Origin of the sequence: Streptomyces sp. NPDC093795 (assembly GCF_044764665.1) — a bacterium.
Classification (GTDB): Bacteria; Actinomycetota; Actinomycetes; order Streptomycetales; family Streptomycetaceae; genus Streptomyces.
Genome location: NZ_JBIWIO010000009.1, coordinates 365,881 through 390,285, shown reverse-complemented (window position 1 = coordinate 390,285; position 24,405 = coordinate 365,881). Strand labels below are relative to the sequence as shown.

General features: G+C 71.2%; 24 protein-coding genes. 13 read left to right on the top strand and 11 right to left on the bottom strand.

What is annotated here, in order from left to right; genetic code table 11:
• Positions 1-84 precede the first annotated feature (84 nt).
• The 6 genes from ACIRB7_RS25050 to ACIRB7_RS25025 all read left to right on the top strand — a co-directional run bounded on the left by ACIRB7_RS25050 (position 85) and on the right by ACIRB7_RS25025 (position 6,546).
• Positions 85-888 carry a redox-sensing transcriptional repressor Rex gene (locus ACIRB7_RS25050; protein WP_403602698.1) on the top strand — a complete coding sequence of 268 codons (804 nt, stop codon included), beginning with the start codon at positions 85-87 and terminating at the stop codon, positions 886-888.
• On the top strand, positions 885-2,240 hold the full coding sequence (locus ACIRB7_RS25045; RefSeq protein ID WP_403602696.1) for a glutamyl-tRNA reductase: 1,356 nt from the start codon (positions 885-887) through the stop codon (positions 2,238-2,240). The genes ACIRB7_RS25050 and ACIRB7_RS25045 overlap by 4 nt, the downstream gene beginning before the upstream one ends.
• Positions 2,237-3,223 carry a hydroxymethylbilane synthase gene (hemC, locus tag ACIRB7_RS25040; protein ID WP_403602694.1) on the top strand — a complete coding sequence of 329 codons (987 nt, stop codon included), beginning with the start codon at positions 2,237-2,239 and terminating at the stop codon, positions 3,221-3,223. The genes ACIRB7_RS25045 and hemC overlap by 4 nt, the downstream gene beginning before the upstream one ends.
• A complete protein-coding gene (locus ACIRB7_RS25035; RefSeq protein WP_403602692.1) occupies positions 3,220-4,890 on the top strand; it encodes a uroporphyrinogen-III synthase in 1,671 nt (556 codons plus the stop codon). Before hemC ends, ACIRB7_RS25035 begins: the two co-directional genes overlap by 4 nt.
• A gap of 319 nt (positions 4,891-5,209) precedes the next feature.
• Positions 5,210-6,214 carry a porphobilinogen synthase gene (gene hemB / locus ACIRB7_RS25030; protein WP_403602690.1) on the top strand — a complete coding sequence of 335 codons (1,005 nt, stop codon included), beginning with the start codon at positions 5,210-5,212 and terminating at the stop codon, positions 6,212-6,214.
• A gap of 62 nt (positions 6,215-6,276) precedes the next feature.
• Positions 6,277-6,546, top strand: a complete 270-nt coding sequence (locus ACIRB7_RS25025; RefSeq protein ID WP_351216676.1) for a DUF1876 domain-containing protein — start codon at positions 6,277-6,279, stop codon at positions 6,544-6,546.
• Positions 6,547-6,615: 69 nt separating this feature from the next.
• Here the strand turns inward: ACIRB7_RS25025 and argS are convergent, their stop codons facing one another.
• A complete protein-coding gene (argS, locus tag ACIRB7_RS25020; RefSeq protein ID WP_403602688.1) occupies positions 6,616-8,382 on the bottom strand; it encodes an arginine--tRNA ligase in 1,767 nt (588 codons plus the stop codon).
• 222 nt (positions 8,383-8,604) lie between these two features.
• Here argS and lysS point away from each other — a divergent pair, with 222 nt between their 5' ends.
• Positions 8,605-10,329 carry a lysine--tRNA ligase gene (lysS, locus tag ACIRB7_RS25015; protein WP_403602686.1) on the top strand — a complete coding sequence of 575 codons (1,725 nt, stop codon included), beginning with the start codon at positions 8,605-8,607 and terminating at the stop codon, positions 10,327-10,329.
• Between the two features lie 84 nt (positions 10,330-10,413).
• Here the strand turns inward: lysS and ACIRB7_RS25010 are convergent, their stop codons facing one another.
• The 3 genes from ACIRB7_RS25010 to ACIRB7_RS25000 all read right to left on the bottom strand — a co-directional run bounded on the left by ACIRB7_RS25010 (position 10,414) and on the right by ACIRB7_RS25000 (position 13,670).
• The gene (locus ACIRB7_RS25010; RefSeq protein WP_403602684.1) at positions 10,414-11,700 is read right to left on the bottom strand and encodes a DUF2637 domain-containing protein; all 1,287 of its coding nucleotides are present in this window, start codon (positions 11,698-11,700) and stop codon (positions 10,414-10,416) included.
• Between the two features lie 120 nt (positions 11,701-11,820).
• Complete coding sequence (locus ACIRB7_RS25005; RefSeq protein ID WP_403602682.1) at positions 11,821-12,558, bottom strand: DUF3558 domain-containing protein; 738 nt, start codon at positions 12,556-12,558, stop codon at positions 11,821-11,823.
• 128 nt (positions 12,559-12,686) lie between these two features.
• On the bottom strand, positions 12,687-13,670 hold the full coding sequence (locus ACIRB7_RS25000) for a DUF3558 domain-containing protein (protein WP_403602680.1): 984 nt from the start codon (positions 13,668-13,670) through the stop codon (positions 12,687-12,689).
• Positions 13,671-13,844: 174 nt separating this feature from the next.
• Here ACIRB7_RS25000 and ACIRB7_RS24995 point away from each other — a divergent pair, with 174 nt between their 5' ends.
• Entirely contained in the window at positions 13,845-15,038 is a 1,194-nt protein-coding gene (locus ACIRB7_RS24995; RefSeq protein WP_403602678.1) for an RtcB family protein, read from the top strand.
• 61 nt (positions 15,039-15,099) lie between these two features.
• Here ACIRB7_RS24995 and ACIRB7_RS24990 read toward each other — a convergent pair whose 3' ends face one another.
• The 3 genes from ACIRB7_RS24990 to ACIRB7_RS24980 all read right to left on the bottom strand — a co-directional run bounded on the left by ACIRB7_RS24990 (position 15,100) and on the right by ACIRB7_RS24980 (position 17,267).
• Positions 15,100-15,957, bottom strand: a complete 858-nt coding sequence (locus ACIRB7_RS24990) for a hypothetical protein (RefSeq protein WP_403602676.1) — start codon at positions 15,955-15,957, stop codon at positions 15,100-15,102.
• 142 nt (positions 15,958-16,099) lie between these two features.
• Positions 16,100-16,864, bottom strand: a complete 765-nt coding sequence (locus tag ACIRB7_RS24985) for an SDR family NAD(P)-dependent oxidoreductase (protein ID WP_403602674.1) — start codon at positions 16,862-16,864, stop codon at positions 16,100-16,102.
• A gap of 67 nt (positions 16,865-16,931) precedes the next feature.
• Positions 16,932-17,267 (bottom strand): YnfA family protein, encoded by a 336-nt coding sequence (locus tag ACIRB7_RS24980; protein WP_403602672.1) that lies wholly within the window; start codon positions 17,265-17,267, stop codon positions 16,932-16,934.
• 75 nt (positions 17,268-17,342) lie between these two features.
• On the opposite strand from ACIRB7_RS24980, the gene ACIRB7_RS24975 reads away from it, so the two are divergent.
• Positions 17,343-17,828, top strand: coding sequence for a hypothetical protein (locus ACIRB7_RS24975; RefSeq protein ID WP_403602670.1), 486 nt, complete (start codon positions 17,343-17,345; stop codon positions 17,826-17,828).
• A 12-nt stretch (positions 17,829-17,840) separates the two neighbouring features.
• Here the strand turns inward: ACIRB7_RS24975 and ACIRB7_RS24970 are convergent, their stop codons facing one another.
• Positions 17,841-19,265, bottom strand: a complete 1,425-nt coding sequence (locus ACIRB7_RS24970) for an FAD-dependent monooxygenase (RefSeq protein WP_403602668.1) — start codon at positions 19,263-19,265, stop codon at positions 17,841-17,843.
• A gap of 115 nt (positions 19,266-19,380) precedes the next feature.
• Here ACIRB7_RS24970 and ACIRB7_RS24965 point away from each other — a divergent pair, with 115 nt between their 5' ends.
• Entirely contained in the window at positions 19,381-19,941 is a 561-nt protein-coding gene (locus ACIRB7_RS24965) for a TetR family transcriptional regulator (protein ID WP_403602666.1), read from the top strand.
• An 84-nt stretch (positions 19,942-20,025) separates the two neighbouring features.
• Here ACIRB7_RS24965 and ACIRB7_RS24960 read toward each other — a convergent pair whose 3' ends face one another.
• Entirely contained in the window at positions 20,026-20,763 is a 738-nt protein-coding gene (locus ACIRB7_RS24960; RefSeq protein ID WP_403602664.1) for a Mut7-C RNAse domain-containing protein, read from the bottom strand.
• Positions 20,764-20,861: 98 nt separating this feature from the next.
• On the opposite strand from ACIRB7_RS24960, the gene ACIRB7_RS24955 reads away from it, so the two are divergent.
• On the top strand, positions 20,862-21,311 hold the full coding sequence (locus ACIRB7_RS24955) for a GNAT family N-acetyltransferase (protein ID WP_403602662.1): 450 nt from the start codon (positions 20,862-20,864) through the stop codon (positions 21,309-21,311).
• Between the two features lie 13 nt (positions 21,312-21,324).
• Here ACIRB7_RS24955 and ACIRB7_RS24950 read toward each other — a convergent pair whose 3' ends face one another.
• Together ACIRB7_RS24950 and ACIRB7_RS24945 are read right to left on the bottom strand one after the other, a co-directional pair.
• Complete coding sequence (locus ACIRB7_RS24950) at positions 21,325-21,849, bottom strand: GNAT family N-acetyltransferase (RefSeq protein WP_403602660.1); 525 nt, start codon at positions 21,847-21,849, stop codon at positions 21,325-21,327.
• Between the two features lie 14 nt (positions 21,850-21,863).
• Positions 21,864-22,724, bottom strand: a complete 861-nt coding sequence (locus ACIRB7_RS24945; protein WP_403602658.1) for a DUF6597 domain-containing transcriptional factor — start codon at positions 22,722-22,724, stop codon at positions 21,864-21,866.
• Positions 22,725-22,801: 77 nt separating this feature from the next.
• On the opposite strand from ACIRB7_RS24945, the gene ACIRB7_RS24940 reads away from it, so the two are divergent.
• Both ACIRB7_RS24940 and ACIRB7_RS24935 read left to right on the top strand, forming a co-directional pair.
• On the top strand, positions 22,802-23,395 hold the full coding sequence (locus ACIRB7_RS24940) for a TIGR03086 family metal-binding protein (protein ID WP_403602656.1): 594 nt from the start codon (positions 22,802-22,804) through the stop codon (positions 23,393-23,395).
• A 96-nt stretch (positions 23,396-23,491) separates the two neighbouring features.
• Positions 23,492-24,385, top strand: a complete 894-nt coding sequence (locus ACIRB7_RS24935) for an ABC transporter substrate-binding protein (RefSeq protein ID WP_403602654.1) — start codon at positions 23,492-23,494, stop codon at positions 24,383-24,385.
• Positions 24,386-24,405: the final 20 nt, after the last annotated feature.

Here is a 24,405-nt window from a genome sequence, read left to right as displayed (position 1 = left end):
GTTCACAAAGACATAGCCTGCATTCGACGGGGCGGTCTTGGGACATATGGCCGCCTGCAGCCCCGCTCATCCCGCAGGAGCACCGTGGCAACTGGCCGAACTCACCGACCGGCGACCCGTAGCCGAGGAATTCCCGAGGCCACCGTCGCCCGGCTTCCGCTGTATCTGCGCGCACTCACCGCGCTCTCGGAGCGCTCCGTACCCACGGTCTCCTCCGAAGAGCTCGCCGCCGCGGCGGGGGTCAACTCCGCGAAGCTCCGCAAGGACTTCAGCTACCTCGGCTCCTACGGCACCCGCGGTGTCGGCTACGACGTCGAGTACCTCGTCTACCAGATCTCCCGTGAGCTGGGGCTCACCCAGGACTGGCCGGTCGTCATCGTCGGTATCGGTAACCTCGGTGCCGCGCTCGCCGGCTACGGCGGCTTCGCCTCCCGTGGTTTCCGTGTCGCCGCGCTGATCGACGCCGACCCCGCCATGACCGGCAAGCCGGTCGCCGGGATCCCCGTCCAGCACAGCGACGACCTCGAGAAGATCATCGAGGAGGACGGCGTCTCCATCGGCGTCATCGCGACCCCGGCCGGCGTCGCCCAGCAGGTCTGCGACCGGCTCGTGGCCGCCGGAATCACCTCCATCCTGAACTTCGCCCCCACCGTGCTCTCCGTGCCCGACGGCGTGGACGTCCGCAAGGTCGACCTCTCCATCGAGCTGCAGATCCTCGCCTTCCACGAGCAGCGCAAGGCCGGCGAGGAGTCGAACGCCGAGACCGGTACGGACACGGGCGCCGAGACGGAGGCCGCCGTGGCCGCCGCACCGCCGACCCCCCGTGGCACCACGGGCGGCAACCGCAAGGGACCCGACGGGGACGTCCCCGCCGTGATGCCGGCATGAGCCTCCTCGTCGTCGGCCTCAGCCACCGCAGCGCCCCGGTCTCCATCCTGGAGCGGGCCGCGCTCTCGGCGGACACCCAGGCCAAGCTCCTCCAGGACACCCTCGCCGCCGAACCGGCCGCCGAGGGCGCCGTCCTCGCCACCTGCAACCGCATCGAGCTCTACGCCGACGTGGACAAGTTCCACGCCGGCGTCGCCGAGCTGTCCACGCTCCTCGCGCAGCACAGCGGCGTCGGCCTGGACGAGCTCACTCCTTATCTCTACGTGCACTACGAGGACCGGGCCGTCCACCACCTCTTCTCGGTGGCGTGCGGGCTCGACTCCATGGTCGTCGGCGAGGGCCAGATCCTCGGCCAGATCAAGGACGCCCTCGCCCTCGGCCAGGAACTCCACACCGCCGGCCGCCTCCTCAACGACCTGTTCCAGCAGGCCCTGCGGGTCGGCAAGCGCGCCCACAGCGAGACCGGGATCGACCGGGCCGGGCAGTCGCTCGTCACCTTCGGGCTCGAGCAGCTTGCCGACGGTACCGACGTCGACACCTGGGCCAAGGGCAAGAGGGCTCTCGTCATCGGAGCGGGATCGATGTCCTCGCTCGCCGCCGCCACGCTCGCGCGTGCCGGCGTCTCCGAGATCGTCATCGCCAACCGCACCCTGGCCCGCGCCGAACGGCTCGCGCAGATCCTCAGCGAGCCCGGTGGTACGGGCGTCACCGCCCACGCGGCGGAGATGGTTGCCGTCGGCGACGAACTGACACGTGCCGACGTCGTCGTCTCCTGCACCGGCGCCACCGGACTCGTCCTCACCGGCGACGGCGTCGAGGCCGCCGTACAGGGCCGGCGCACCCCGCTCGCCCTGCTCGACCTCGCCATGCCCCGCGACATCGACGCCGCCGCACACCGCATCCCCGGTGTCCGGCTCGTCGACATCGAGTCGCTCGCCGAGGCCTCCGCCGACGCCCCCATGGCCGCCGACGTCGACCTCGTGCGCGGCATCGTCTCCGACGAGGTCGCGGCCTTCGGCGCCGCCCAGCGCGCCGCCCACATCACCCCCACCGTCGTCGCCCTGCGCACCATGGCCGCCGACGTGGTGGCCAACGAGGTCGCCCGGCTGGAGGGCCGGCTGCCCGACCTCGACGACAAGCAGCGCGCCGAGATCACGCAGACCGTGCGCCGCGTGGTCGACAAGCTCCTGCACGCGCCGACCGTGCGGGTCAAGCAGCTGGCCAGCGAGCCCGGCGGCGCCGGGTACGCGGACGCGCTGCGGACACTCTTCGACCTCGACCCGGAGACGGTGGCTGCTGTCAGCCGGGCCGACCTGAATGACGCCGACGTCAAGAACCGAGGGCGAGTATGACCGAGAGGGCACTGAGGCTCGGGACCAGGCGCAGCAAGCTCGCCATGGCCCAGTCCGGGCATGTGGCCGACGCCGTCCGGCAGCTGACCGGCCGGCCCGTCGAGCTCGTGGAGATCACGACGTACGGGGACACCTCCCGGGAGCACCTCGCGCAGATCGGCGGCACCGGCGTCTTCGTCGCCGCCCTCCGTGACGCGCTGCTCGCCGACGAGGTGGACTTCGCCGTCCACTCCCTGAAGGACCTGCCGACCACCCAGCACCCCGATCTGGTGCTGGCCGCGATCCCGAAGCGCGAGGACCCGCGCGACGTACTGATCGCCCGCGACGGGCTCACGCTCGACCGGCTGCCCCAGGGCGCCCGGATCGGCACCGGCTCGCCGCGGCGCACGGCCCAGCTCCACGCGTACGCGCGTAGCCACGGCCTGGAGATCGCCTGCGTCCCGATCCGCGGGAACATCGACACGCGGATCGGCTACGTACGCAAGGGAGAGCTGGACGCGGTGGTCCTCGCCGCGGCCGGCCTCAACCGCATCGGCGGTACGGAGGAGCTCATCGGCTCCCTGTCGCTCGACCACCTGTCGGTCGACTCCGTCCTGCCCGCCCCCGGCCAGGGGGCCCTGGCGATCGAGTGCCCGGCGTCGAACGCCGACCTCGTCACCGCGCTCGGCGCGCTCGACGACCCGCTCACGCGGGCCGCCGTCACCGCCGAGCGATCCCTGCTCGCCGCCCTGGAGGCCGGCTGTTCCGCACCCGTGGGTGCGCTCGCCGACCTGCTGGCCGACGACCCCGGTCACGGGCAGGTTGTCACCGAAATGCGCCTGCGCGGCGTCGTCGGCACCACCGACGGCTCGACGCTGGTGCAGCTGTCCACCACCGGACCCGTACCCACCTCGCACGACGAGGCCATGGCGCTCGGACGCGAACTCGCGGACGAGATGCTCGCCAAGGGTGCGGCCGGTCTTATGGGGGAGCGAGCACTTTGAGCCCCACCCGCCCGACCGCCAGCCCACTGTCCCCGGCCTTCGCAGGCCATGGGCACGTCACATTCCTCGGCGCAGGCCCCGGTGACCCCGGACTCCTGACCCTCAGGGCCGTGGAGGCCCTCGCCGGAGCGGATGTCCTGATCGCCGAGCCGGAGGTGCTCGAGGTCGTTCGCGGCCACGCGCGCGTGGGGGTGAGCACGCCGGAGCTGACGATTGTTGACGAGGCGTCAACAACCGCCGGGGTCCCCGTGTTGAGGGACGCGGCCAATCTTGTCATGGAGGCCGCGAGGGGCGGCAGGCGGGTCGTCCGTGCGGTGACCGGCGACCCCGGCCTCGACGGGAACGCGGGAGCCGAGATGCTCGCCTGCGCCGCCGAGGGCATCCCCTTCGAGGTCGTGCCCGGTGTGGCCACGGCCGTCGGCGTACCCGCCTACGCGGGTGTGCCGCTCCGTGACGCCCAGGGCACCGACGTGCGCTTCGTCGACGCCCGCACCGCCGACGAGCGGTGCTGGACCGAGGTCGGCGCCTCCGACGGCACCGTCGTCGTGTCCACCTCGCTCGACTCGGTGGCCGCGGCCGCCGGTGAACTGGTGGCGGCGGGCCGTAAGCCGGACACCCCGCTCACCGTCACCATCGCGGGTACGACGACGAGGCAGCGGACCTGGAACGCGACCCTCGGGACGATCGCCCAGGTCTTCAAGCAGGGCAAGGTCCTCCCCTCGCCCGAGGGCCACCGGCCTGTCATAGCCGTGGTCGGCGAGCGCAGCGCCCCGGCGCAGCGGGACCAGCTGTCGTGGTTCGAGTCGAAGCCGCTCTTCGGGTGGCGGGTCCTCGTGCCGCGTACCAAGGAGCAGGCCGCGTCGCTCTCCGACCAGCTGCGCTCGTACGGCGCCGTGCCGCACGAGGTGCCGACGATCGCCGTCGAGCCGCCGCGCACCCCGCAGCAGATGGAGCGGGCGGTCAAGGGGCTCGTCACCGGACGGTACGAGTGGATCGCCTTCACGTCGGTGAACGCGGTGAAGGCGGTACGGGAGAAGTTCGAGGAGTACGGGCTCGACGCGCGTGCCTTCGCCGGGATCAAGGTCGCGGCCGTGGGCGAGCAGACCGCGGCGGCGCTCGTCGACTTCGGTGTGAAGCCCGATCTGGTGCCGAGTGGTGAGCAGTCCGCGGCGGGGTTGTTGGAGGACTGGCCGCCGTACGATCCTGTTTTCGATCCGATCGACCGGGTCTTCCTGCCGCGGGCCGACATCGCGACGGAGACGCTGGTCGCGGGGCTCATCGAGCTCGGGTGGGAGGTCGACGACGTCACCGCCTACCGGACCGTACGGGCCTCGCCGCCGCCGGCGGACACGCGGGAGGCGATCAAGGGCGGTGGCTTCGACGCCGTGCTGTTCACGTCGTCGTCGACCGTGCGGAACCTGGTGGGTATCGCCGGGAAGCCGCACAACGTGACCGTGATCGCGTGTATCGGTCCCGCTACGGCCAAGACGGCCGAGGAGCACGGGCTGCGGGTCGACGTGCTGTCGCCGGAGCCGTCCGTGCACAAGCTGGCGGAGGCGCTGGCGGACTTCGGGATGCGGCGGCGGGAGTCGGCGCGGGAGGCGGGGGATCCGGTGACGCGGCCTTCTGAGCGGCGGCCGGGTGCCAGGCGGCGGCGTACGACGTAGGTGGTTGCTTGGGTGCGGGTCCCTTGGTGGGGGCCCGCACCCTTTGCGTTTTCGGGGGTTGGGGGTGCGGGTTCAGGCGCGGGAGCCTGGGCCCGGCAAGGGGCGCCGTTCCGTTGTGCCCACCCGTTCCGCCCCAGCGGAACGAATGCCCACAACGGAGGTGGCGGGGCTGGGGAGCGGGGCGTGCCCACACGGGGGTGGGGCGGGGTGGATGTACGGCCGCACGGGGGCGGGCGGGGCGGACGTACGGGCGTGGGGCGGGCGTATGCCCACACGGGGTCGGTAAGTGCATCGTTTCGGCGGGCGTAGCCTCGGGGCTATGAACTCGTACGGATCCTTTCCCGGGGTGCGGCCGCGGCGGCTGCGGACGACGCCTGCCATGCGGCGGATGGTGGCTGAGACGCGACTGCATCCCGCCGATCTGATCCTCCCCGCGTTCGTGCGCGAGGGGATCACCGAGCCCGTGCCGATCCAGGCCATGCCCGGGGTCGTCCAGCACAGCCGCGACACCCTGCGGAAGGCCGCGGTCGAGGCGCTGGAGGCCGGAGTCTCCGGGATCATGCTCTTCGGCGTGCCCGAGGACGCCAAGAAGGACGCCGCCGGTACGGCCGGGACCGACCCGGACGGCATTCTGCAGGTCGCCATCCGTGACGTGCGGGCCGAGGTCGGCGACGAGCTGGTCATCATGTCGGACCTGTGCCTCGACGAGTACACCGACCACGGCCACTGCGGCGTCCTCGACGCCGACGGCCGCGTCGACAACGACGCCACGCTGGAACGTTACGCCGAGATGGCCCAGGTCCAGGCCGACGCCGGCGTCCACGTCGTGGGGCCCTCCGGGATGATGGACGGCCAGGTCGGGGTCGTCCGGGACGCCCTGGACACCATCGGCAAGGAGGACGTGTCGATCCTCGCGTACACCGCGAAGTACTCCTCCGCCTTCTACGGCCCCTTCCGCGAGGCCGTCGGCTCCTCCCTCAGCGGCGACCGCAAGACCTACCAGCAGGACCCCGCGAATCTGCGGGAATCGCTGCGCGAGCTCGCCCTCGACCTGGAGGAGGGCGCCGACATGGTGATGGTCAAGCCGGCGGGGCCGTACCTCGACGTGGTCGCGAAGGTCGCCGAGTCCGTGGACGTGCCCGTCGCCGCGTACCAGATCAGTGGTGAGTACGCGATGGTCGAGGCGGCCGCGGAGAAGGGGTGGATCGACCGGGACAAGGCGATCCTGGAGACCCTCACCGGCATCCGCCGGGCCGGCGCGCAGCTGATCCTGACCTACTGGGCCACCGAGGTCGCGCAGACCCTGGGGTCGGCTCGCCGGTGACGGCCGTCCGGCGCACCCTGGAGAGGTAGCCGACAGGTACCTCGCTGGAGGTGGTCCTCATGATGCACACGCTTGTCGGATGGCATGTGGAGATGGAGTTCCAGGAGGAAGGTGACCGGACGCGGGCCGCGGCCATGGTCCGGCTCAGCGACGGTACCGAGTTCCGGGCCCACGGAACCGCGAACCGTCACCCCTCCGATCCGGACCAGCTGAGGGTGGGCGAGGAGATCGCCGGCGCACGCGCGCTGATGGATCTCGCCTCGCAGCTGCTCCAGAAGGCCCACACGGAGATCGACGAGGTGTCGGGCAGGACCTCGCACTCCCTCCGTTGACCTCGGTCGACGACGAAGCCCCCGGCACGGTGATCATCCGTGCCGGGGGCTTCGTCGTGCCGCGGAGGGTCAGAGACGCTCGGGCGTCCTGATGCCCAGCAGGGCCATGCCCTGGTGGAGCGTGCGGGCGGTCAGGTCGCAGAGGAAGAGACGGTTCTCGACCTGCTGCGGGGTGTCCGCCTTCAGGACCGGGCACTCCGAGTAGAACGTCGTGTAGTGCGAGGCGAGCTGGTAGAGGTACGCGGCCAGCTTGTGCGGCGCGTACTCCGCGGCCGTCTCGGCGATCAGCTCGCCGAAGGCGTCCAGATGCAGGCCGAGGGCCCGCTCGGAGGGCGCGAGGCCCAGCTCGGCGTGAGCGGCCGGCCTGGCGTCGCCCGCCTTGCGGAGGATCGACTGGATACGGGCGTACGCGTACTGCAGGTAGACCGAGGTGTCACCGTGGAGCGAGACCATCTGGTCGAGGTCGAACTTGTAGTCACGGGCAGCCGAGGTCGACAGGTCGGCGTACTTCACGGCGCCGATGCCCACCTGGGTGCCCCGCTCCGCGATCTCCTGCTCCGTGAGGTCCTGTGCCTTCTCACGGACGACGGCCGAAGCACGGTCGATCGCCTCGTCCAGCAGATCCACCAGCCGGACCGTCTCGCCCTCACGGGTCTTGAACGGCTTGCCGTCCTTGCCGAGGACCGTGCCGAAGGCCAGCTGGACGGCCTTCACGTCGTCGTTCAGCCAGCCGGCCCTGCGGGCCGTCTCGAAGACCATCTTGAAGTGCAGCGACTGCCGCGCGTCGACCACGTACAGCAGGGTCGTCGCCTTCAGGTTCCGCACCCGGTCCCGGATCGCGGACAGGTCCGTCGCCGCGTACCCGAAACCGCCGTCGGACTTCTGGACGATCAGCGGGGTCGGGTTGCCGTCCGGGCCCTTCACGTCGTCGAAGAAGACGCACAGCGCACCCTCGGAGCGGACGGCGACGCCCGACTCCTCGAGCAGACGGCAGGTCTCCACCAGCATGTCGTTGTAGCCGGACTCGCCGACCACGTCGGGGTCCCGGATGTCCATGTCGAGCTTGTCGAAGACCGAGTAGAAGTAGATCTTCGACTCGTCGACGAACCGCTGCCAGAGCGCGAGCGTCTGCTCGTCGCCGGCCTGGAGATCCACCACACGCGCGCGGGCCCGCGTCTTGAACTCCTCGTCGGAGTCGAAGAGGGCACGCGAGGCCTTGTAGAGCCGGTTCAGGTTCGACATGGCCTCCTCACCGGAGACCTCGCCGCCGTCCTCGGCCTTGTGGTCCAGCTCGTGCGGGTGCTCGATCAGGAACTGGATGAGCATGCCGAACTGGGTGCCCCAGTCGCCGATGTGGTGCCGCCGGACCACGCTCTCGCCGGTGAACTCCAGGATCTCGACCATCGCCGCGCCGATCACGGCGGAGCGCAGATGCCCGACGTGCATCTCCTTCGCCACGTTCGGCTGGGCGTAGTCGATGACCGTCGTGCCCGCCGACTCGTTGAACGGCACGCCGAGCCGGGCGTCGGCGGCGCGGGCCGCCAGCGTCCGCACGATCGCCGCGTCGGTGACCGTGATGTTCAGGAAGCCGGGGCCCGACACCTCGATCTCCGCCAGCACGTCGTTCTCCGGGATCGCCTCGACGACCTTCGTCGCCAGCTCACGCGGATTGCCCTTGAGCTGCTTCGCCAGCGCCAGGATGCCGTTGGCCTGGAAGTCGGCCCGGTCGCTTCGTCGCAGCAGCGGGTCGGCGGACGCCGCCTCCGGCAGAGCTGCCGAGAGGCCGTCCGCGAGGCGCTGCTGCACGGTCGAAGCGAGGGAAGGGACCGAGGCCATGAGCTTCCGTTCCTGTTGAGTTCGTCAGGTCTGATTCGCTTGTCAAGTGTCCCACGGGAGCGCAACGTGATTTCCCCGCCTGTGGACAACCCTCGCCGACAACCTCGCCCTGTGGACAACCACGAAGAGCGTTGTTCCGTCTGGGAGAATGGCTCACGTAGACATAGGCACGTAGACATAGGGCTGTCAGCAGCACCCCTCAGGAAGAAGGACGTACCGACCGTGGCTCAGAGCAGCACCGAGACCGACTGGGTCTCCCGTTTCGCGGACGAGGTCATCGCCGAGTCGGAGCGACGTGCGCCTGGCAAACCGGTCGTCGTCGCCTCCGGCCTCTCCCCGTCCGGCCCGATCCACCTGGGCAACCTCCGCGAGGTCATGACCCCGCACCTGGTCGCCGACGAGATCCGCCGCCGCGGGCACGAGGTCAGGCACCTCATCTCCTGGGACGACTACGACCGCTACCGCAAGGTGCCGAACGGCATCGAGGGCATCGACGCGTCCTGGGCCGAGCACATCGGCAAGCCGCTGACCTCCGTCCCGGCCCCCGTCGGCTCGCCCCACCCCAACTGGGCCGAGCACTTCAAGGCCGCCATGGTCGACTCACTGGCCGAGCTGGGCGTCGAGTACGACCCGATCAGCCAGACCGAGCAGTACACCGCCGGCGCCTACCGCGAGCAGATCCTGCACGCCATGAAGCACCGCGGCGACATCGACGCCATCCTCGACCAGTACCGGACGAAGAAGGCGCCGAAGAAGCAGTCGCAGAAGCCCCTCGACGAGGCCGAACTGGAAGCCGAGGAGGGCTCCGGCGCGGCCGGCGAGGACGACGGCTCCGGCGGCGCCTCCGGCTACTTCCCGTACAAGCCGTACTGCGGACAGTGCGAGAAGGACCTCACCACCGTCACCTCGTACGACGACGAGACCACCGAACTGGCCTACACCTGCACGAACTGCGGCTTCGCCGAGACCGTGAAGCTCAGCGAGTTCAACCGCGGCAAGCTGGTCTGGAAGGTCGACTGGCCGATGCGCTGGGCCTACGAGGGCGTCATCTTCGAGCCCTCCGGCGTCGACCACTCCTCGCCCGGCTCGTCCTTCGTCGTCGGCGGCCAGATCGTCCGCGAGATCTTCGACGGCGTCCAGCCCATCGGCCCCATGTACGCCTTCGTCGGCATCAGCGGCATGGCCAAGATGTCCTCCTCACGCGGAGGCGTACCGACCGCCGCCGACGCCCTGAAGATCATGGAAGCGCCGCTCCTGCGCTGGCTGTACGCGCGCCGCAGGCCCAACCAGTCCTTCAAGATCGCCTTCGACCAGGAGATCCAGCGGCTCTACGACGAGTGGGACAAGCTGGAGGCCAAGGTCGCCGACGGCACCGTGCTGCCCGCCGACGCCGCCGCCCACACGCGCGCCGCCCGCACCGCCGCCGGCGAGCTCCCGCGCACCCCGCGCCCGCTCCCGTACCGGACGCTCGCCTCGGTCATGGACATCACCGCCGGCCACGACGAGCAGACCCTGCGGATCCTCACCGAGCTCGACCCGGAGAACCCCGTCACCACCCTCGACGAGGTCCGGCCCCGACTCGACCGCGCCGAGAACTGGATCACCAACCAGGTCCCGGCCGACCAGCGCACCATCGTCCGGGAGGAGCCCGACACCGAGCTCCTCGGCTCCCTCGACGACGAGGGCCGCGAGTCGCTCCGCCGGCTCCTGGAGGGCCTCGACAGCCACTGGTCGCTCGACGGGCTCACCACCCTCGTCTACGGCGTCCCGAAGGTGATGGCCGGTCTCGACCCGGAGGCCAAGCCGACCCCCGAGCTGAAGCTCGCGCAGCGCGCGTTCTTCGCCCTGCTCTACAAGCTGCTCGTCAGCCGCGAGACCGGCCCGCGACTCCCCACGCTGCTGCTCGCCGTGGGCGCGGACCGGGTGAGGAAGCTGCTCGGTGCGTGAGCGCGTGAGCGCGTGACGTGAGCGTGTGAAAGGGCCGCCACCCGGATGCCGGGTGGCGGCCCTTTCACATACTCTCCGCGCGGGTCAGGGGGTGCGGTACTCCTGCATGTCCTGCTGGATCCGCTGCTGGACCTCGGGGATCACCCGGTGGAGCAGCTCGGGGTTGCGGAGCTGCTCGACGCCGTAGTGATCAGCCACAAGCCGCTCCAGCTCCTGCGTCTCCGGGAAGCGGTCGTTCTCCACGGCATACGCCCAGGTCTGCTTGTAGACGACCTCGCGGAACTCCTCGACCTCCTGCGGCTCCAGCTGCTCCTCCACGTACTCGGGGTACGGGACGAACTCGTCCGGCCCCGGCGGGGGAACGTCCTCCGGGCCCTGCGGGACCGGGACCGGCGTGGGCTCCAGACCCTCGACGATCCGAGGGTTGTACGTGCCCTCGTACGTCTCCGAGGCGAGCTGCTGCGTGTCGAACCAGGGGCTTTCGTGGTTCACGGGGCCCACCGGCGGCTCCGCCTCGGCCTGCGGAAGGCCGGTCGGTGAGGGTTGCTGCTGTGGCTGTTGCGGCATGGGCGCCTGCGCCGACGCCTGCAACTGCGGCAGCTGCTGCGCGGGTACCGGCACGGGGGCCTGCGGCTGCGCCTGCGGCTGCGCCTGCGCCTGCGGCTGCGGGGGCAGCAACGCCGGTTCGATGCCCGCCGCCGCGAGGCCCGCCGCCGCCGTCTCCGCCAGCGGGACGCCGTACCGGGCGAGACGCAGCGGCATCAGCGCCTCCACCGGCGCCTTCCGCCGCCAGCTGCGGCCGTAACGGGCCTGCAGGCGCGCCTGGTAGATCAGCCGCTCCTGCTCCAGCTTGATCACCTGCTCGTACGAGCGCAGCTCCCACAGCTTCATCCGGCGCCACAGCCGGAACGTCGGCACAGGAGACAGCAGCCAGCGGGTCAGCCGGACACCCTCCATGTGCTTGTCCGCCGTGATGTCCGCGATCCGCCCCACGGCGTGACGCGCGGCCTCGACAGCCACCACGAACAGCATCGGGATCACCGCGTGCATCCCGACGCCCAACGGGTCCGGCCAAGCCGCCGCGCCGTTGAACGCGATCGTCGCCGCCGTCAGCACCCACGCCGTCTGCCGCAACAGCGGGAACGGGATCCGCAACCACGTCAGCAACAGGTCGAGGGCGAGCAGCACACAGATGCCCGCGTCGATGCCGATCGGGAAGAAGTACGAGAAGGTGCCGAAGCCCTTGTCCAGGGCGAGCTCGCGCACGGCGGCGTACGAACCCGCGAAACCGATCCCCGCGATGATCAGCGCACCGGCGATGACGAGGCCGATGAGTATTCGGTGTGTGCGTGTCAGCTGCATCGCGGCCACCCGCGATCCCCTCCCGTCATTCGACATCCCGCGCGCACAGAGTGGCACACGTGCACGGAGCCCGGCCCTCGGGGGAGGGACGGGCTCCGCACGGACGTGCCACTGTGCGCTGGTTTGTGACTACTTGTTGGCTGCGGCGACCGCGGCCACGGCTTCCTTCGCCGCCTTCACCGCGCCCTCCATGACGGTCTTCTCCGTCGGGGTCGCCGCGCCCGCGTACCCGGCGCCGTTGTACGAGAGCAGCACCAAGACGTTGCCCGTACGCGCCACGACGGAGCCGTACACGAAGTCCTCGTCCGTCTTGTGCAGCTGGTACGCGACGGTCTTCGCCTCCTCGCCGATACCCGTCGCCGTGGTGGTGCGGAGCTTCTTGGCGCCCGGAGTCTCCTCGATCTTGGCGAGCTCCTTCGCGAGGTTCTCCTGCGCGCGCTCCTGGCCGCTGCCGAGCGAGACGTCCGACTCGTACCGGTAGAACGACACATCGAGCCAGCGGTACTGCGAGCCCTTCACGCCCAGGTCGGCGAGACCGTTCCACGAGCAGCCAGTGCGGCTCGTCAGGTCGCTGGAGGGCGCGGGCGTGCCGTTCTTGGTCTTCGCCTTCGGCACCAGCGAGGCCGTCGACTTCGCCGAGATCGCCTTGCAGGCCTGCGGCAGCTTCGCGAACCTCGCCGGCTCGACCGTCTTCGTGGTCTGCGACGGCGAGGGAGAGGCGGACGCCGACGCGCCGGCCTTGTCCTTCGAGCCCGTCTTCCCGGAGCCACCGTCACCGGAGTCCGAGGAGCAGCCGGCGACGACGAGCATCACCGGGACGGCGGCGCAGGCGAGTATGCGAGTGAGTCGCGGGGCTGATCGCTGCATGGTTCCTTCAGTCGCTTGTCGTGCGGTCCGGCCGGGGGTCCGGCGGCCACGGGCACGGGTGCGGGTGGGCCACGGGTACGGCGACACGTTACGTGGTCGCCGCGCGCTCACGGAGCGGAGCCGGACCGCTACTCCTCCAGGCGCTCGGCGAGCAGCCGGGCCAGATTCCGGGCCTTTTCCTGCAGTTCCTTGCTGTCGGGAGCCTCGGCCGAACCCGTGGTCTGCTCCCGGTAGGAGACGGTCACGATGACGTTGGATGTGCGGAACACCACGCTGACGGCACGCTCACGGCCGTTCGCGCCGACCGTGCTCAGGACGTCGTCCACGTACGCGACGTTCCCGAGACCGCCGAGCACGCGGGGTTCGAGGCCGGTGAGGGCGGGGCCGGAAGGGGTGGGTCCGGACGGGGTCGGGCCGGTGGCGGTGGAGCCGGTTGCGGCGCCCGTGGCGGAGGCGGTGCCGGTTGTGGTGCCCGTGGCGGGGGCGGTGCCCGGCGGGGGTGTGGGCGGCGCGGTGGTGGCCGGCGGGGTCTTGGCCGGGCTCTGGGGGGCGTGGGTGTTCGCGCCGGGGGGTGCGACCGTCCCCGCCCCCGTCGCTGTCGCCGTGGCTGTGGGGGCCGGGGGGGCCGTCGGGGCCAGCGGGATGTGCGCCGCGAGCTGCTTGCGGACGAACACCTCCTGCGCCCGGTCGTCGTCGCTGACGGCGGTGTCGTACGACACGACCCGCTCGACATCGAGCGCCAGCCGGTGCGAGACGTCCGGGGTGTCGGCCTTCCAGGTGCAGCCGACCCGCCGATCGGTGTCGTAGGTCATGGCCGCGGCGCCCCGGTACGCCTTGTTCCGCTCGGGGTCGGCCAGCGCGGCCGCGCCCGGGAGCAGGTCCCTGAGCATGGCCTGCGGGACGGAACCGCAGGGCTCGAAGAGCGTGCGGTAGCGGCCGGGCGGCGCGACGGGCGCGGCGGGGCCGGCCTTGGCGTCGAAGGCGATGTCGTCCGTCGGGGTGTCGGCGGAACATCCGATGAGGCCGATCCCGAGGCCGAGGCCGAGTGTGAGCACGACGGCGGTGCGCGCCGCGGGCCCGGTGCGGCCGGGGGCGTACCTCTTTCGCTGCACGGTCCCAGGCTCCCTTCTCTCGAAGTCTTTCCCGAAAACTGTTTGCCGCGCGAACCCGGCCGATGGACACAATGTCTATCGCACACGCAGCCGTTGATGCCGGTCCGTTGTCACCTGTACGGGCTTTGGCGCCGGTTTTTGCGTTATCGGGCTTTTCGGGGGAATTGAGGAAGTATGTCGTACGTAGAGGTACCGGGGGCGAAGGTTCCGATCCGGATGTGGGCCGACCCTGCCACGGTGGAGGGCGGTGCCATGCAGCAGCTGCAGAACGTGGCGACGCTGCCGTGGATCAAGGGCCTGGCCGTGATGCCGGACGTGCACTACGGCAAGGGCGCGACGGTCGGGTCGGTGATCGCGATGCAGGGGGCGGTCTGTCCGGCGGCGGTCGGTGTGGACATCGGCTGCGGGATGTCGGCGGTCAAGACCTCGCTGACGGCGAACGACCTGCCGGGTGATCTGTCGAGGCTGCGGTCGAAGATCGAGCAGGCGATTCCGGTGGGGCGGGGGATGCACCGCGAGGAGGTCGATCCGAAGCGGCTGTACCAGTTTCCGACGGCGGGGTGGGATGACTTCTGGTCGCGGTTTGACGGGGTCGCGGATGCGGTGAAGTTCCGGCGGGAGCGAGCTGCTTTGCAGATGGGAACGCTCGGGTCGGGGAATCATTTTACGGAGCTCTGTATAGATATGCAGGGATCTGTGTGGCTCATGTTGCACTCTGGGTCGCGCAACATTGGCAAAGAACTCGCCGAGTTCCACATTGGTGAAGCCCGGAAGCTACCGCATAATCAGGGTCTTGTAGACCGTGACCTGGCGGTGTTCGTCGCGGATACTCCGCAGATGGCGGCCTATCGTAACGACCTGTTCTGGGCGCAAGAGTATGCGAAGCACAACCGCGCGATCATGATGGCGCTCTTCCAGGAGGTCATCCGTAGGGAGTTCCGCAAGGCCAGGGTGACCTTCGAGCCGGTGATCTCCTGCCACCACAACTACGTGGCGGAGGAGCGGTACGAGGGCATGGACCTGCTGGTCACACGAAAAGGCGCGATCCGGGCCGGCTCTGGGGAGTTCGGGATCATCCCGGGCTCGATGGGCACGGGCTCGTACATCGTGAAGGGCCTGGGGCACGCAGCGTCTTTCAACTCCGCCTCGCACGGTGCCGGCCGGAAGATGAGCCGGAGTGCGGCGAAGCGGCGCTTCTCGACACGGGACCTGGAGGAGCAGACACGGGGAGTGGAGTGCCGCAAGGACTCTGGCGTCGTGGACGAGATCCCGGGTGCGTACAAGCCGATCGAGAAGGTGATCGAACAGCAGCGGGATCTGGTGGAGGTCGTCGCCAAGCTGAAGCAGGTCATCTGTGTGAAGGGCTGACGCCCGAGAACGGAAGACGAAAGGCCCCCGACGCAACGCGCCTGGGGCCTTTCGCCATGCTCTAGCTCTCGATGCCGTTGAGCAGGCGCCAACGTCGCACCTGGCAGCTGCTCTGGGAGCGGCCCAGTTCCGCGGCCGCGTGAGTCAGAGTGGGTGCCGCGAGCAGGATGCGGTCTGCTTCGGCGGTCCAGGGCTTCCGCGGAGGTCGAACCTTCATCCCGGACGGACGCACCCAGTTGGCAAGGGAACTGGCGGCAGTCCTTTTGCGCTCCAGGGCGAGGCAGCCGGGGTAGTAGAGGTGCGCGGCCAGCTGAACGGCCGCCTCCGTCGTGTACAGAATGTTGTAGATCCCGTCACGCGCGTTCCGCTTGATCTGGCGTTCGGCGCCGGTGACCTTCTTTGCGTAGTGGCACAGGTACGCGCCGATAGCGGTGCTTGCTGTAGTGAGGGAGACGAATGGGAGGCCCTGGCCGGTGAAGCCGACTGAGCCGTCCGCGTCGATCACGCCGCGGAGGTAGTCGCGGCGGGAGAAGGGCACGCGGGGTGGCGTGATCTTCTTTGACTTCTTGCCGTATGGCAGGCCGAGCTGGTTGAGGGTGGTGCGTGCTTCGAGCGAGCACAGGTTCCAGGTGGCCGAGTGATGGCTGCCGGAGAAGTTCGTGGAGCGGGTGCGTTCGGTGATGCTGCTGTTGTGCGGGGTCAGCCGCTGGAACTCGCGGAGGATGGCGATGTCCCGCGCGTTGATCTCGACGGTCAACCGCCCCCGCTGACGTGTCTGTTCACTGAGGTGCCCGTCGGCCTGGAGGAAGCCGAACATGTAGGCGTAGTTCGGGTCCTCGAGGTCCATGAAGGACGGTGTGGTGGGGGCGAGGGCGCTGATGTCGAAGAGCGCGGGCGCGCTAGGGTCCTGTTCAGCCATGGGAAGTGTTGCCTTCCTGATGGTCAGGCCCTCGGTCGGGACTGCAATCCCTGCCGAGGGCCGTTCTGTATGGAGTTGTCTTCGACGTTAGGTCGGGTCTTCGGTTGGCGTGTGGGTGATCGGGTGCGTTCACCCGTACGTGTCAGAGCTCGCGGTGGACCTTGGTGTTGGAGGCCTGGGCTCGGGGGCGGACCACCAGGAGGTCGATGTTGACGTGTGGGGGGCGGGTGCAGGCCCAGGTGATCGTTTCGGCTACGTCGTCGGCGGTGAGGGGGTCGGCCACGCCGGCGTAGACCTTGGCGGCCTTGTCGGTGTCGCCACGGAAGCGGGTGGTGGCGAACTCGTCCGTCTTGACCATGCCGGGGGCGATCTCGATGACGCGGACCGGGGTGCCGACGATCTCCAGGCGGAGGGTCTCGGCGAGGACGCGGGCGCCGTTCTTGGCGGCGACGTAGCCGGCGCCGCCCTCGTAGGTGGAGTGGCCGGCGGTGGACGAGAGGACGACGACCGTGCCGTCTCCGCTCGCGGTGAGGGCCGGGAGCAGGGCCTGGGTCACGTTGAGGGTGCCGATGACGTTGACCTCGTACATCTGGCGCCAGTCGTCGGGGTCGCCGGTGGCGACGGGGTCGGCGCCGAGGGCGCCGCCGGCGTTGTTGACGAGGACGGCGAGGGTGCGGAACGCGGTGGCGAATTCGTCGACGGCGGTCCGGTCGGTGACGTCGAGGGCGTAGGCGGCGGCCTGGTGGCCGGCGTCGTTGATCTCGGCGGCCAGGGCCTCGATGCGGTCCTTGCGGCGGGCGGTGAGGACCACGCGGTAGCCGGCGGCGGCCAGTTGCCTGGCCGTGGCGGCGCCGATTCCGCTGCTGGCTCCGGTGATGACGGCGATGGGGGTGCCGGGGGGAGTCATGACGGGTGCTCCTCGCGCAGGTGGTCGATGACGTCGATCGCCCGGTCAGGATAGGTCGGGGTGTTTCTCAGCGGCCTCGCGGGGCGTACATGATCAGGGCCATGCCGGCGAGGCAGACGAGTGCGCCGATGACGTCCCAGCGGTCGGGGCGGTAGCCGTCCGCGACCATGCCCCAGGCGAGGGATCCGGCTACGAACACTCCGCCGTAGGCGGCGAGGACGCGGCCGAACTCGGCGTCGGGCTGGAGGGTGGCGGTGAAGCCGTAGACGCCGAGGGCGACGATGCCTGCGCCGATCCAGATCCAGCCGCGGTGCTCCCGGACGCCTTGCCAGACGAGCCAGGCGCCGCCGATCTCGAAGAGGGCGGCGAGGACGAAGAGGGTGAGGGAGCGGGCGGTCAGCACGGGGGCAGCCTGCCATGGGACACGCTGGCTGATGAGTTGTCAGTATGTGGGATGATCTATCGGTATTTTAGGGGCATGCGCGGAATGCGGAAGGGTGTGTTCGGGGTCGTTCTCGCGGCCGCGGTGGTGATGGGCGCGGGTGCGGGTGCCGGGGCTGTGGGGCCGGCGATCGGGCCCGAGGCGGATCTGGCCCATCACGGTCATGTCTCCCTCTGGGGCGGAAGGCTCGGGGTGTGGCTGGTCAGTGAGAACCACGGCCCCTCCGATCTCTCCCAGGCGACGGTCCGGCTCGCGTTCTCCGAGCCGCTGGCGGGTGGTCAGGAGCTGCCGGAGGCCTGTCTGTGGAGCAGTGACCGGGTGGTGTCCTGCCGTACGGGTGCGCTGCGGGCCGTGGGTGGGGGTGTGGGTGAGCTGGCGCTCGATCTGAGGACCGCGGGTCTCCCGGACGAGCTGACGGTGGACATCACGACGGTCTGGATGGACGGGGTGACCGATCGGGTCCCGGGGAACGACCGGCACCGTGTTCTGGTGCTTGCCACCGGGGACCCGTACGTCTTCTGATCCGCGCTTCGGTCAGCGGTTCGTCCAGTGGATGTAGCCGTCGGGGCGGACCAGTACCGCGGTTCGCCGCGTCGGGTCCGTCCAGGTGGCGCGTATGAGGCGCTCCGGGGTGACGGGGGCGGTCCCGGGCAGGGTCGGGGGTTCGCCCTCCGGGGCGATCAGGACGAACTCGCCCGCGCGCAGCAGTTCGTAGAGCCGTCCCTCGCGCAGTCGCAGGTCCGGCGCGCGGCGGCCCGCGGGGCGGCGGGAGCCCGCCGGGGGTGCGTAGGCGATGCCGATTCCGCTGATCATGCCCATGGCGCGGGCGGAGGCGGGCCGTAGTGCGTTGAGTGCGCGGGCGGCGAGGGAGCGGGCGGCGCGGGTGAGCGGGGTGTGGGCCATCGCGAGGCGCACGATCGCGCCGCTGCTGCGGAGCACCATGGCGCCGACGGGGTGGCGCTCGGACTGGTAGCTGTCGAGGAGGGCCTCGGGGTCGGGTGCCTCGCCGCGCAGGACGGCGGTGAGCTTCCAGGAGAGGTTGGCGGCGTCCTGGAGGCCGGTGTTCATGCCCTGGCCGCCGGCGGGGGAGTGGACGTGGGCGGCGTCCCCGGCGAGGAAGACGCGGCCGACCCGGTAGGTCGGGGCCTGGCGCTCGTCGCTGTGGAAGCGGGAGATCCAGCGGGGGTCGTGCATGCCGAGATCGGTGCCGAGGGCGCGGCGGGCGATCTCGCGGACCTCGTCGAGGTCGACGGGCTCGCTGTCGGCGACCTGGCGGGTGCGGTTCCAGCCCATCACCCGGTACCAGCCGTCGCCGAAGGGGGCGAGGAAGGCGAAGGTGTCGCCGGATCCGTTGACGGTGAACGAGTCGACGGGTTCCTCGGCGAGGCGGACGTCGGCGAGGACGATGGAGCGGATCACGGAGCGGCCGGGGAAGCGCACGCCCAGGGTGGTGCGGACCGCGCTGCGGACGCCGTCGGTGCCGACGAGGTGGCGGGCGGTGAGGGTGAGCGGGGTGCCGTCGGGGTCGGTGAGCTCGGCCGTGACCGTGTCGGCGTCCTGGTGCAGTCCGCGCAGCTCCGTCCCGTACCGGAAGGTGACTCCGGCGGCCACCGCGCGGTGCTCCAGGAGTCGCTCGACCTCGTACTGCGGGGTGACGAGCAGGTGGTTGAAGCGGCTGGGCAGTCGGGTGAGGTCGAGGTCGAAGCGGCCGAAGAGCCGGGCGAGGGGGAGGGTCGTGCCCGTGGCGAGGAGTTCGTCGGCGAGGCCGCGGGCGTCGAGCTGCTCCAGGGTGCGGGCGTGGACGCCGAAGGCGCGGGTCATGTTGGCGAGGCCGTGCGGGCGGCGCTCGACGAGGGTGACGTCGATGCCGGCGGTGGCGAGGTCGCCGGCGAGTAGCAGGCCGGTGGGGCCGGCGCCGATGACGAGGACCTGGGTGTCCGTCTTCTCCGTGGTGCTCATGGCTGCCTCCAGGGTGCCCACGACCGTTGGCCAACGAGTGTTGGTCAACACTTGTTGGCAACTGTAGACATGGCTTCGGTGGAGTGTCAACGCCTGTTGGCCTACAGTCGTTGATATGACGACCGCCCGCCGCTCCGACGCCACCAGGGCCGCCATCCTGGAGGCCGCTCGCGAGCGCTTCGCCTCCGACGGATACGACCGCGCCACCATCCGGGCCATCGCCCGTGACGCGGGGATCGATCCGTCGATGGTGATGCGCTACTACGGCAACAAGGAGGGCCTGTTCGCAGCCGCCTCCGAGATCGAGATCGGCCTGCCCGAACTGGGCGCGCTGCCCGCCCGGCACATCGGGGCTGTTCTCGTCACCCACTTCCTGGAGCGCTGGGAGCGGGACGAGGTCCTCACCGGGATGCTGCGGGTCGGCGTCACCAACGCCGCCGGGGCCGAGCGGATGCGGGAGATCTTCGCCCAGCAGCTCGGGCCCGTCACCCGGGGCGTCTGTCCCGACCCGGCGGAGGCCCCGCACCGGGCGGGGCTGGTCGCGTCCCAGATCCTCGGCATGGCGCTCACCCGCTACGTGCTGCGCCTGCCGCCGGTCGTGGAGATGTCCACCGAGGAGGTCGTGGCCTGGCTCGGCCCGACTGTGCAGCGCTATCTGACCGCCGAGGCGCCCTGAGGGAGGAGCCGCGCGGGGGCCGACCCGGGCGGGGGTCGGGATCGACCCGGGACCTGCCCGGGGCCGACCCGGGCAGGGGGCGGGTCAGCCGGCCGTCGCGCCGCCGAACTCCCGTACCGCCTCGGAGACGATCGTCTCCAGGCGGGAGTGGTGGGCGCCGCGCCAGTAGACCCGGCCGCACTCCACGCACTCGGCGAACACGTCGTACGTCTTCTCCGTGCCCCGCTCCAGGCGCTCGCGGACCGCGTCCTTGTCGGCGTCGCTCAACTCCCCGTTGCACGCCGTGCACCGCGTCCACGGTGCGAGCGGCGGGGCGAACCGCTCAAGGACGTCGCGGAGCTGTTCGTCCGGCCGGTCGCTGTAGACGTAGGCCCCCGCCCACAGCTCCCGGCGCCGCAGCAGGCCGCGGTCCCGCGAGAGCATGACGCGGCGCTCCCGCGCGGAGAGCGCGGCGAGGGCGGGGTCGCCGATGTCCTCGCTCTCGTACGCCGCGTCCACCCCGAGCAGTCTCAGCCGTCGGGCCAGCGTGCCGAGGTGCACGTCGAGCAGGAACCGGAGCGGCGCGCCCGGCACCGGCTGCGGACGGGCGACGGCCTCCACCTGGACCGTCTCGCCCGAGACGGGGACGTGCGAGGCGTCGACCTGCCGCCCGTCGACCAGGAGCCGCCCGGCCTCGGTGAGCGGCACACCCAGCGACTCCACGACGTGGCCGAGCGAGGAGGCGCCGTCGGTGGTCATGGGCGTGCGGCCCGAACGCCGCTCGGGCGAGACGAAGAGCCCCAGGCCGGGGGCGAAGCTGATCTGGATCTCCGGTCCGTTCACGGGGACAGGATGGCATCGGGGCGGGACGGGCTGCCAGGGAAATTCGGTGCCGCGCCCGGGGCGTCGACCCGGAAAAAGCCCTGAGGTACCGTCCCGCCATGAAGATCATCGACCTCGAACCCGGCGACTCCCGCCTTGAGAACGACCTCCTGCCGGTCCTCTCCGAACTCCGCCCCCACCTCACCCCCGCGCTCTTCCGCGAGGTGTACGAGGCCGGCCACCCGCAGGGGCTCCGGTTCTCCGCCGCCTACGCGGACGACGGCCGCTGCGTCGGCGCGGCCGGCTGGCGGATCATCAACAACACCAGCTCCCTGCGCAAGCTCTACGTCGACGATCTCGTGACCGCCGCCACCACCCGCTCCACCGGGGTCGGCCACGCGCTCATCGCCCACCTGGAGGCGCACGCCCGCGCTGCCGGCTGCCACGAACTCAACCTGGACTCCGGCACCCACCGCACCGGAGCCCACCGCTTCTACCTGCGCGAGCGCTTCGACATCGTGGCCTTCCACTTCACCCGGCCGCTCACCACCCCGGAGGACGGCTCCTGAGCCTCCCCGGCGCCTAGGGCGTCTCCAGATCGAGGCGCCAGTCGTTGCAGCGCATCGGGCGGCCCGGCGGGTACTCGAAGTCCCGCTCGCCGCGCAGTTCGAAGCCCGCCTTGCGGCACACCGCGTTCGAAGCGGCGTTGTCCGCCGACGGGAACGCGTGCAGGTGGCGGTGGAGGCCCGCCGAACGGGCCTCCGCGATCACCGCGCGCGTGGCGGACGTCGCCAGGCCCCGGCCCTGGAAGCCCGGCAGCACGGCCCACCCGGTCTCGTACACCGGCTCGCCGTCCCAGGTCTGCGTCCAGTAGCCGATGCTGCCCACCACGGCCTCCTCCGGCAGCAGCACGATCCGGAACATCCGCCCCGCGCCCGTGCCGTCCGCGCTCAGCTCGACGTACCGCCGGTGGCGGCGGGCCAGTTGCTCCTCGGTCTCCGGGCCGCCCAGGTGCCCCGTCAACGCGGGCGCGTTCAGGGCGCGCAGCAGGCCGGCGTCGTCGTCGGACCAGGCTTCCAGCCGTACGGCGGAGGTGTCGGTGTCCATGTCCGTACGGTAGGTCAGGGCACTGACAGACCGCGGGCGTACGCCGTCGGCGGCACCCCGATCGTCGCCGTGAAGTCCCTGACGAGATGCGCCTGGTCGCTGTAGCCCAGCTCCGCCGCCAGGGCCGCCCAGTCCGGGGCGCCCGCCTCCCCGGCGCCCTCGGCGCGTTCCAGGGCCTCATGGAGGCGGTAGCGCAGGATCACCCACTTCGGTCCGACGCCGACATGGGACGCGAAGAGACGCTGGAGCGAGCGCGCCGACAGACCTGTCACCGAGGCCAGTTGCGACACCTTGCGGACCGTGCGGTCCGTGCGGACCAGGTCCACGAGCCGCATGGCCTGCTCGGCGGCGGGATCGGGGTCGGCGCCGGGGCCGAGCGCCAGCAGGAAGGCGTCGAGCGCCGCCACGCGCGCGTGGTCGGCGTCGGGGGAGAGGACAGCGGACGGTACGTCGAAGGCCGCGTCCGGGAACACCTCCGCGAGCGGGACCCGGCGGCCCGTCCACCTCGACACCGGCCACGCGGGCGCGAAGGGCCGGAAACCGCCGGGACGGAACTGCACCCCGCAGACCCGGCCCGACTCCGCCAGCTTCTGCGTGAAGACCCCGAGCCCGATCCCGGAGACCTCGGCGGACACCTCCGCCGCCGACACCGGGGCGCCGAGCGCTCCGTACCGCTGGAAGACGACGTTCACCGAGGGATGCGGGACGACATGGGTCGCGTACGGCTCCGGAAGCTCCCAGTCGATCAGCCAGTAGTGCTCCAGATAGGGCCGCAGCTCCGGCGCGGGGGTGTGCCGGCGGAAACGGACACGGGAGAGCAGCTCGGCGGGGTCGACGATGCCCCGGGTGTCCCGGCGGGGAGCGGAGGAAGGCATCCTCCGATGCTAGGGCGTGTCCGCCCTGGCGGGTTTCTTCAAGACCGGGGCGGGCATGCTTGCCTAACGTCGCCCCCATGACGAACGACGCCCCGCCCCGCATCGGTGACCTGCTCCGTAGCGCCGCCACCCGCGCCACGCCCTTCATCAGGGACACCGCCGACACCGCACTCGGCTCGCCCACGCCCTGCGCCGAGTACGACGTGCGCGCCCTGCTGAACCATCTCTTCCACGTCGTCGTGAACTTCCAGGCCCTCGCCGCCAAGGGGGCCGTCGACTTCTCCCACACCCCGGACCGGCTCGCCGAGGCCGACTGGCGCGACCGGTTCGCGGCCGAGACCGGGCAGCTCGTCGAGGCCTGGTCGGCGCCGGGCGCCGAAGAGGGCACCTCGGGCGCCATGGGGCTGCCCGCGCGGACCGTCGGGTTCATGGTCCTGCTCGACCTGACCGTGCACCTCTGGGACCTGGCCCGCGCCACCGGACGGAGCTTCGAACCCGACCCGGCCGTGGTCGCGGAACTCGTCGGGGAGGTGGAGCGGATGGCCCCCATGGCCCGGGAGATGAGCGTCTTCGCGGAGGCCGTCGACCTGCCCGACCCCGGCCGCGCCACCGCCTTCGAGCGGCTGCTCGCGACGACCGGACGCGACCCCCGCGCCGTCCGGGAGGCCTGAGACCCGTCTCGCGGGTGGGCAGGCCCTCTTGTGCGCGCCGGGGAACCGCTCCAAGGTGGCGGAAGAGGCACATTCCGGCCGGGGAGGGAGCGCCGTATGTCCGGTGCACAGGCATGGGGATTCACGGACGACAGGGGTACGGAGCTGGGAGCGGCGCGCGTGCCGCGCCGGGTGATCGCGTACGTGCGGGCCGGGGCGGCCCTGTGCGACCTCGGCGTGACGCCGGTCGCCGTCTACGGCTCCGGGCACGACGGCGAGTCCCTCGACCCGGCCAAGGAGGGCGGGCTGCGGGCGGCCGGGGTGACGTACCTCGGGCCGGGGCGCGCCCTGGACGAGGGGCGGTTGCGGGAGCTGCGGCCGGACGTGATCGTCGACGTGACCTATGACGGGAAGAGCCCGTACGCGCTCGACGAGGCCGTCGCCGACCGGATCGGGATACCGCTCGTCGCGCTCTCCGTCGGAAACGAGCTCACCCTGTCGGCGATCCTCGACCGCTTCGGCGCGCTGGCCGTCAGCCTGGGGGCCGTGAGTCAGGGGGCCGTGAGCCAGGAGGCCGTGAGCCAGGAGGCCGTGAGCCGCGGTGACGCGGCGGCGGCCGGTTCCTCCACCGGGCTGCGGGCCGCCGAGGAGCTGCTCCGGGAGGCCGCGGCGGCCGGCGGGTTCGCCGTGCTCGCCCTCTCGGGGGCCGGCCCCGGCCAGGTGCATCTCGCCCGGCCGCACGCCTGGCCCGAGCTGGCGCGGCTCGCCGAGCTCGGTGTCCGGCTCGTCGACCCGGGCCCCGGGCCGGGCGCCAACTGGCTCACCGCCGACTGGGGCCGCGCCGCCGAACTCCGCCCCGACCTGGTCCTCTTCGACAGCCGCGCCCACGCGACGGCGCCCGACGGGGCCTTGTCCGGCGTCCGGTCCACGCCGTGGAACCCCGAGACCCCGCCCAGCCCGGCCGCCTACGCCCGCTTCTTCCGCGACCTCGCGGCCGCGCTCGCTCCCTGAGGCCCGCCCGCCGGGGGGGG

Bases quoted from the DNA above. Each gene is read 5' to 3' on its own strand.
- ACIRB7_RS25045 (WP_403602696.1), top strand. From the start codon at position 885: ATGAGCCTCCTCGTCGTCGGCCTCAGCCACCGCAGCGCCCCGGTCTCC.
- hemC (WP_403602694.1), top strand. From the start codon at position 2,237: ATGACCGAGAGGGCACTGAGGCTCGGGACCAGGCGCAGCAAGCTCGCC.
- hemB (WP_403602690.1), top strand. From the start codon at position 5,210: ATGAACTCGTACGGATCCTTTCCCGGGGTGCGGCCGCGGCGGCTGCGG.
- ACIRB7_RS25025 (WP_351216676.1), top strand. From the start codon at position 6,277: ATGCACACGCTTGTCGGATGGCATGTGGAGATGGAGTTCCAGGAGGAA.
- argS (WP_403602688.1), bottom strand. From the start codon at position 8,382: ATGGCCTCGGTCCCTTCCCTCGCTTCGACCGTGCAGCAGCGCCTCGCG.
- ACIRB7_RS25005 (WP_403602682.1), bottom strand. From the start codon at position 12,558: ATGCAGCGATCAGCCCCGCGACTCACTCGCATACTCGCCTGCGCCGCC.
- ACIRB7_RS24995 (WP_403602678.1), top strand. From the start codon at position 13,845: ATGTCGTACGTAGAGGTACCGGGGGCGAAGGTTCCGATCCGGATGTGG.
- ACIRB7_RS24990 (WP_403602676.1), bottom strand. From the start codon at position 15,957: ATGGCTGAACAGGACCCTAGCGCGCCCGCGCTCTTCGACATCAGCGCC.
- ACIRB7_RS24985 (WP_403602674.1), bottom strand. From the start codon at position 16,864: ATGACTCCCCCCGGCACCCCCATCGCCGTCATCACCGGAGCCAGCAGC.
- ACIRB7_RS24975 (WP_403602670.1), top strand. From the start codon at position 17,343: ATGCGCGGAATGCGGAAGGGTGTGTTCGGGGTCGTTCTCGCGGCCGCG.
- ACIRB7_RS24970 (WP_403602668.1), bottom strand. From the start codon at position 19,265: ATGAGCACCACGGAGAAGACGGACACCCAGGTCCTCGTCATCGGCGCC.
- ACIRB7_RS24965 (WP_403602666.1), top strand. From the start codon at position 19,381: ATGACGACCGCCCGCCGCTCCGACGCCACCAGGGCCGCCATCCTGGAG.
- ACIRB7_RS24955 (WP_403602662.1), top strand. From the start codon at position 20,862: ATGAAGATCATCGACCTCGAACCCGGCGACTCCCGCCTTGAGAACGAC.
- ACIRB7_RS24950 (WP_403602660.1), bottom strand. From the start codon at position 21,849: ATGGACACCGACACCTCCGCCGTACGGCTGGAAGCCTGGTCCGACGAC.
- ACIRB7_RS24945 (WP_403602658.1), bottom strand. From the start codon at position 22,724: ATGCCTTCCTCCGCTCCCCGCCGGGACACCCGGGGCATCGTCGACCCC.
- ACIRB7_RS24940 (WP_403602656.1), top strand. From the start codon at position 22,802: ATGACGAACGACGCCCCGCCCCGCATCGGTGACCTGCTCCGTAGCGCC.
- ACIRB7_RS24935 (WP_403602654.1), top strand. From the start codon at position 23,492: ATGTCCGGTGCACAGGCATGGGGATTCACGGACGACAGGGGTACGGAG.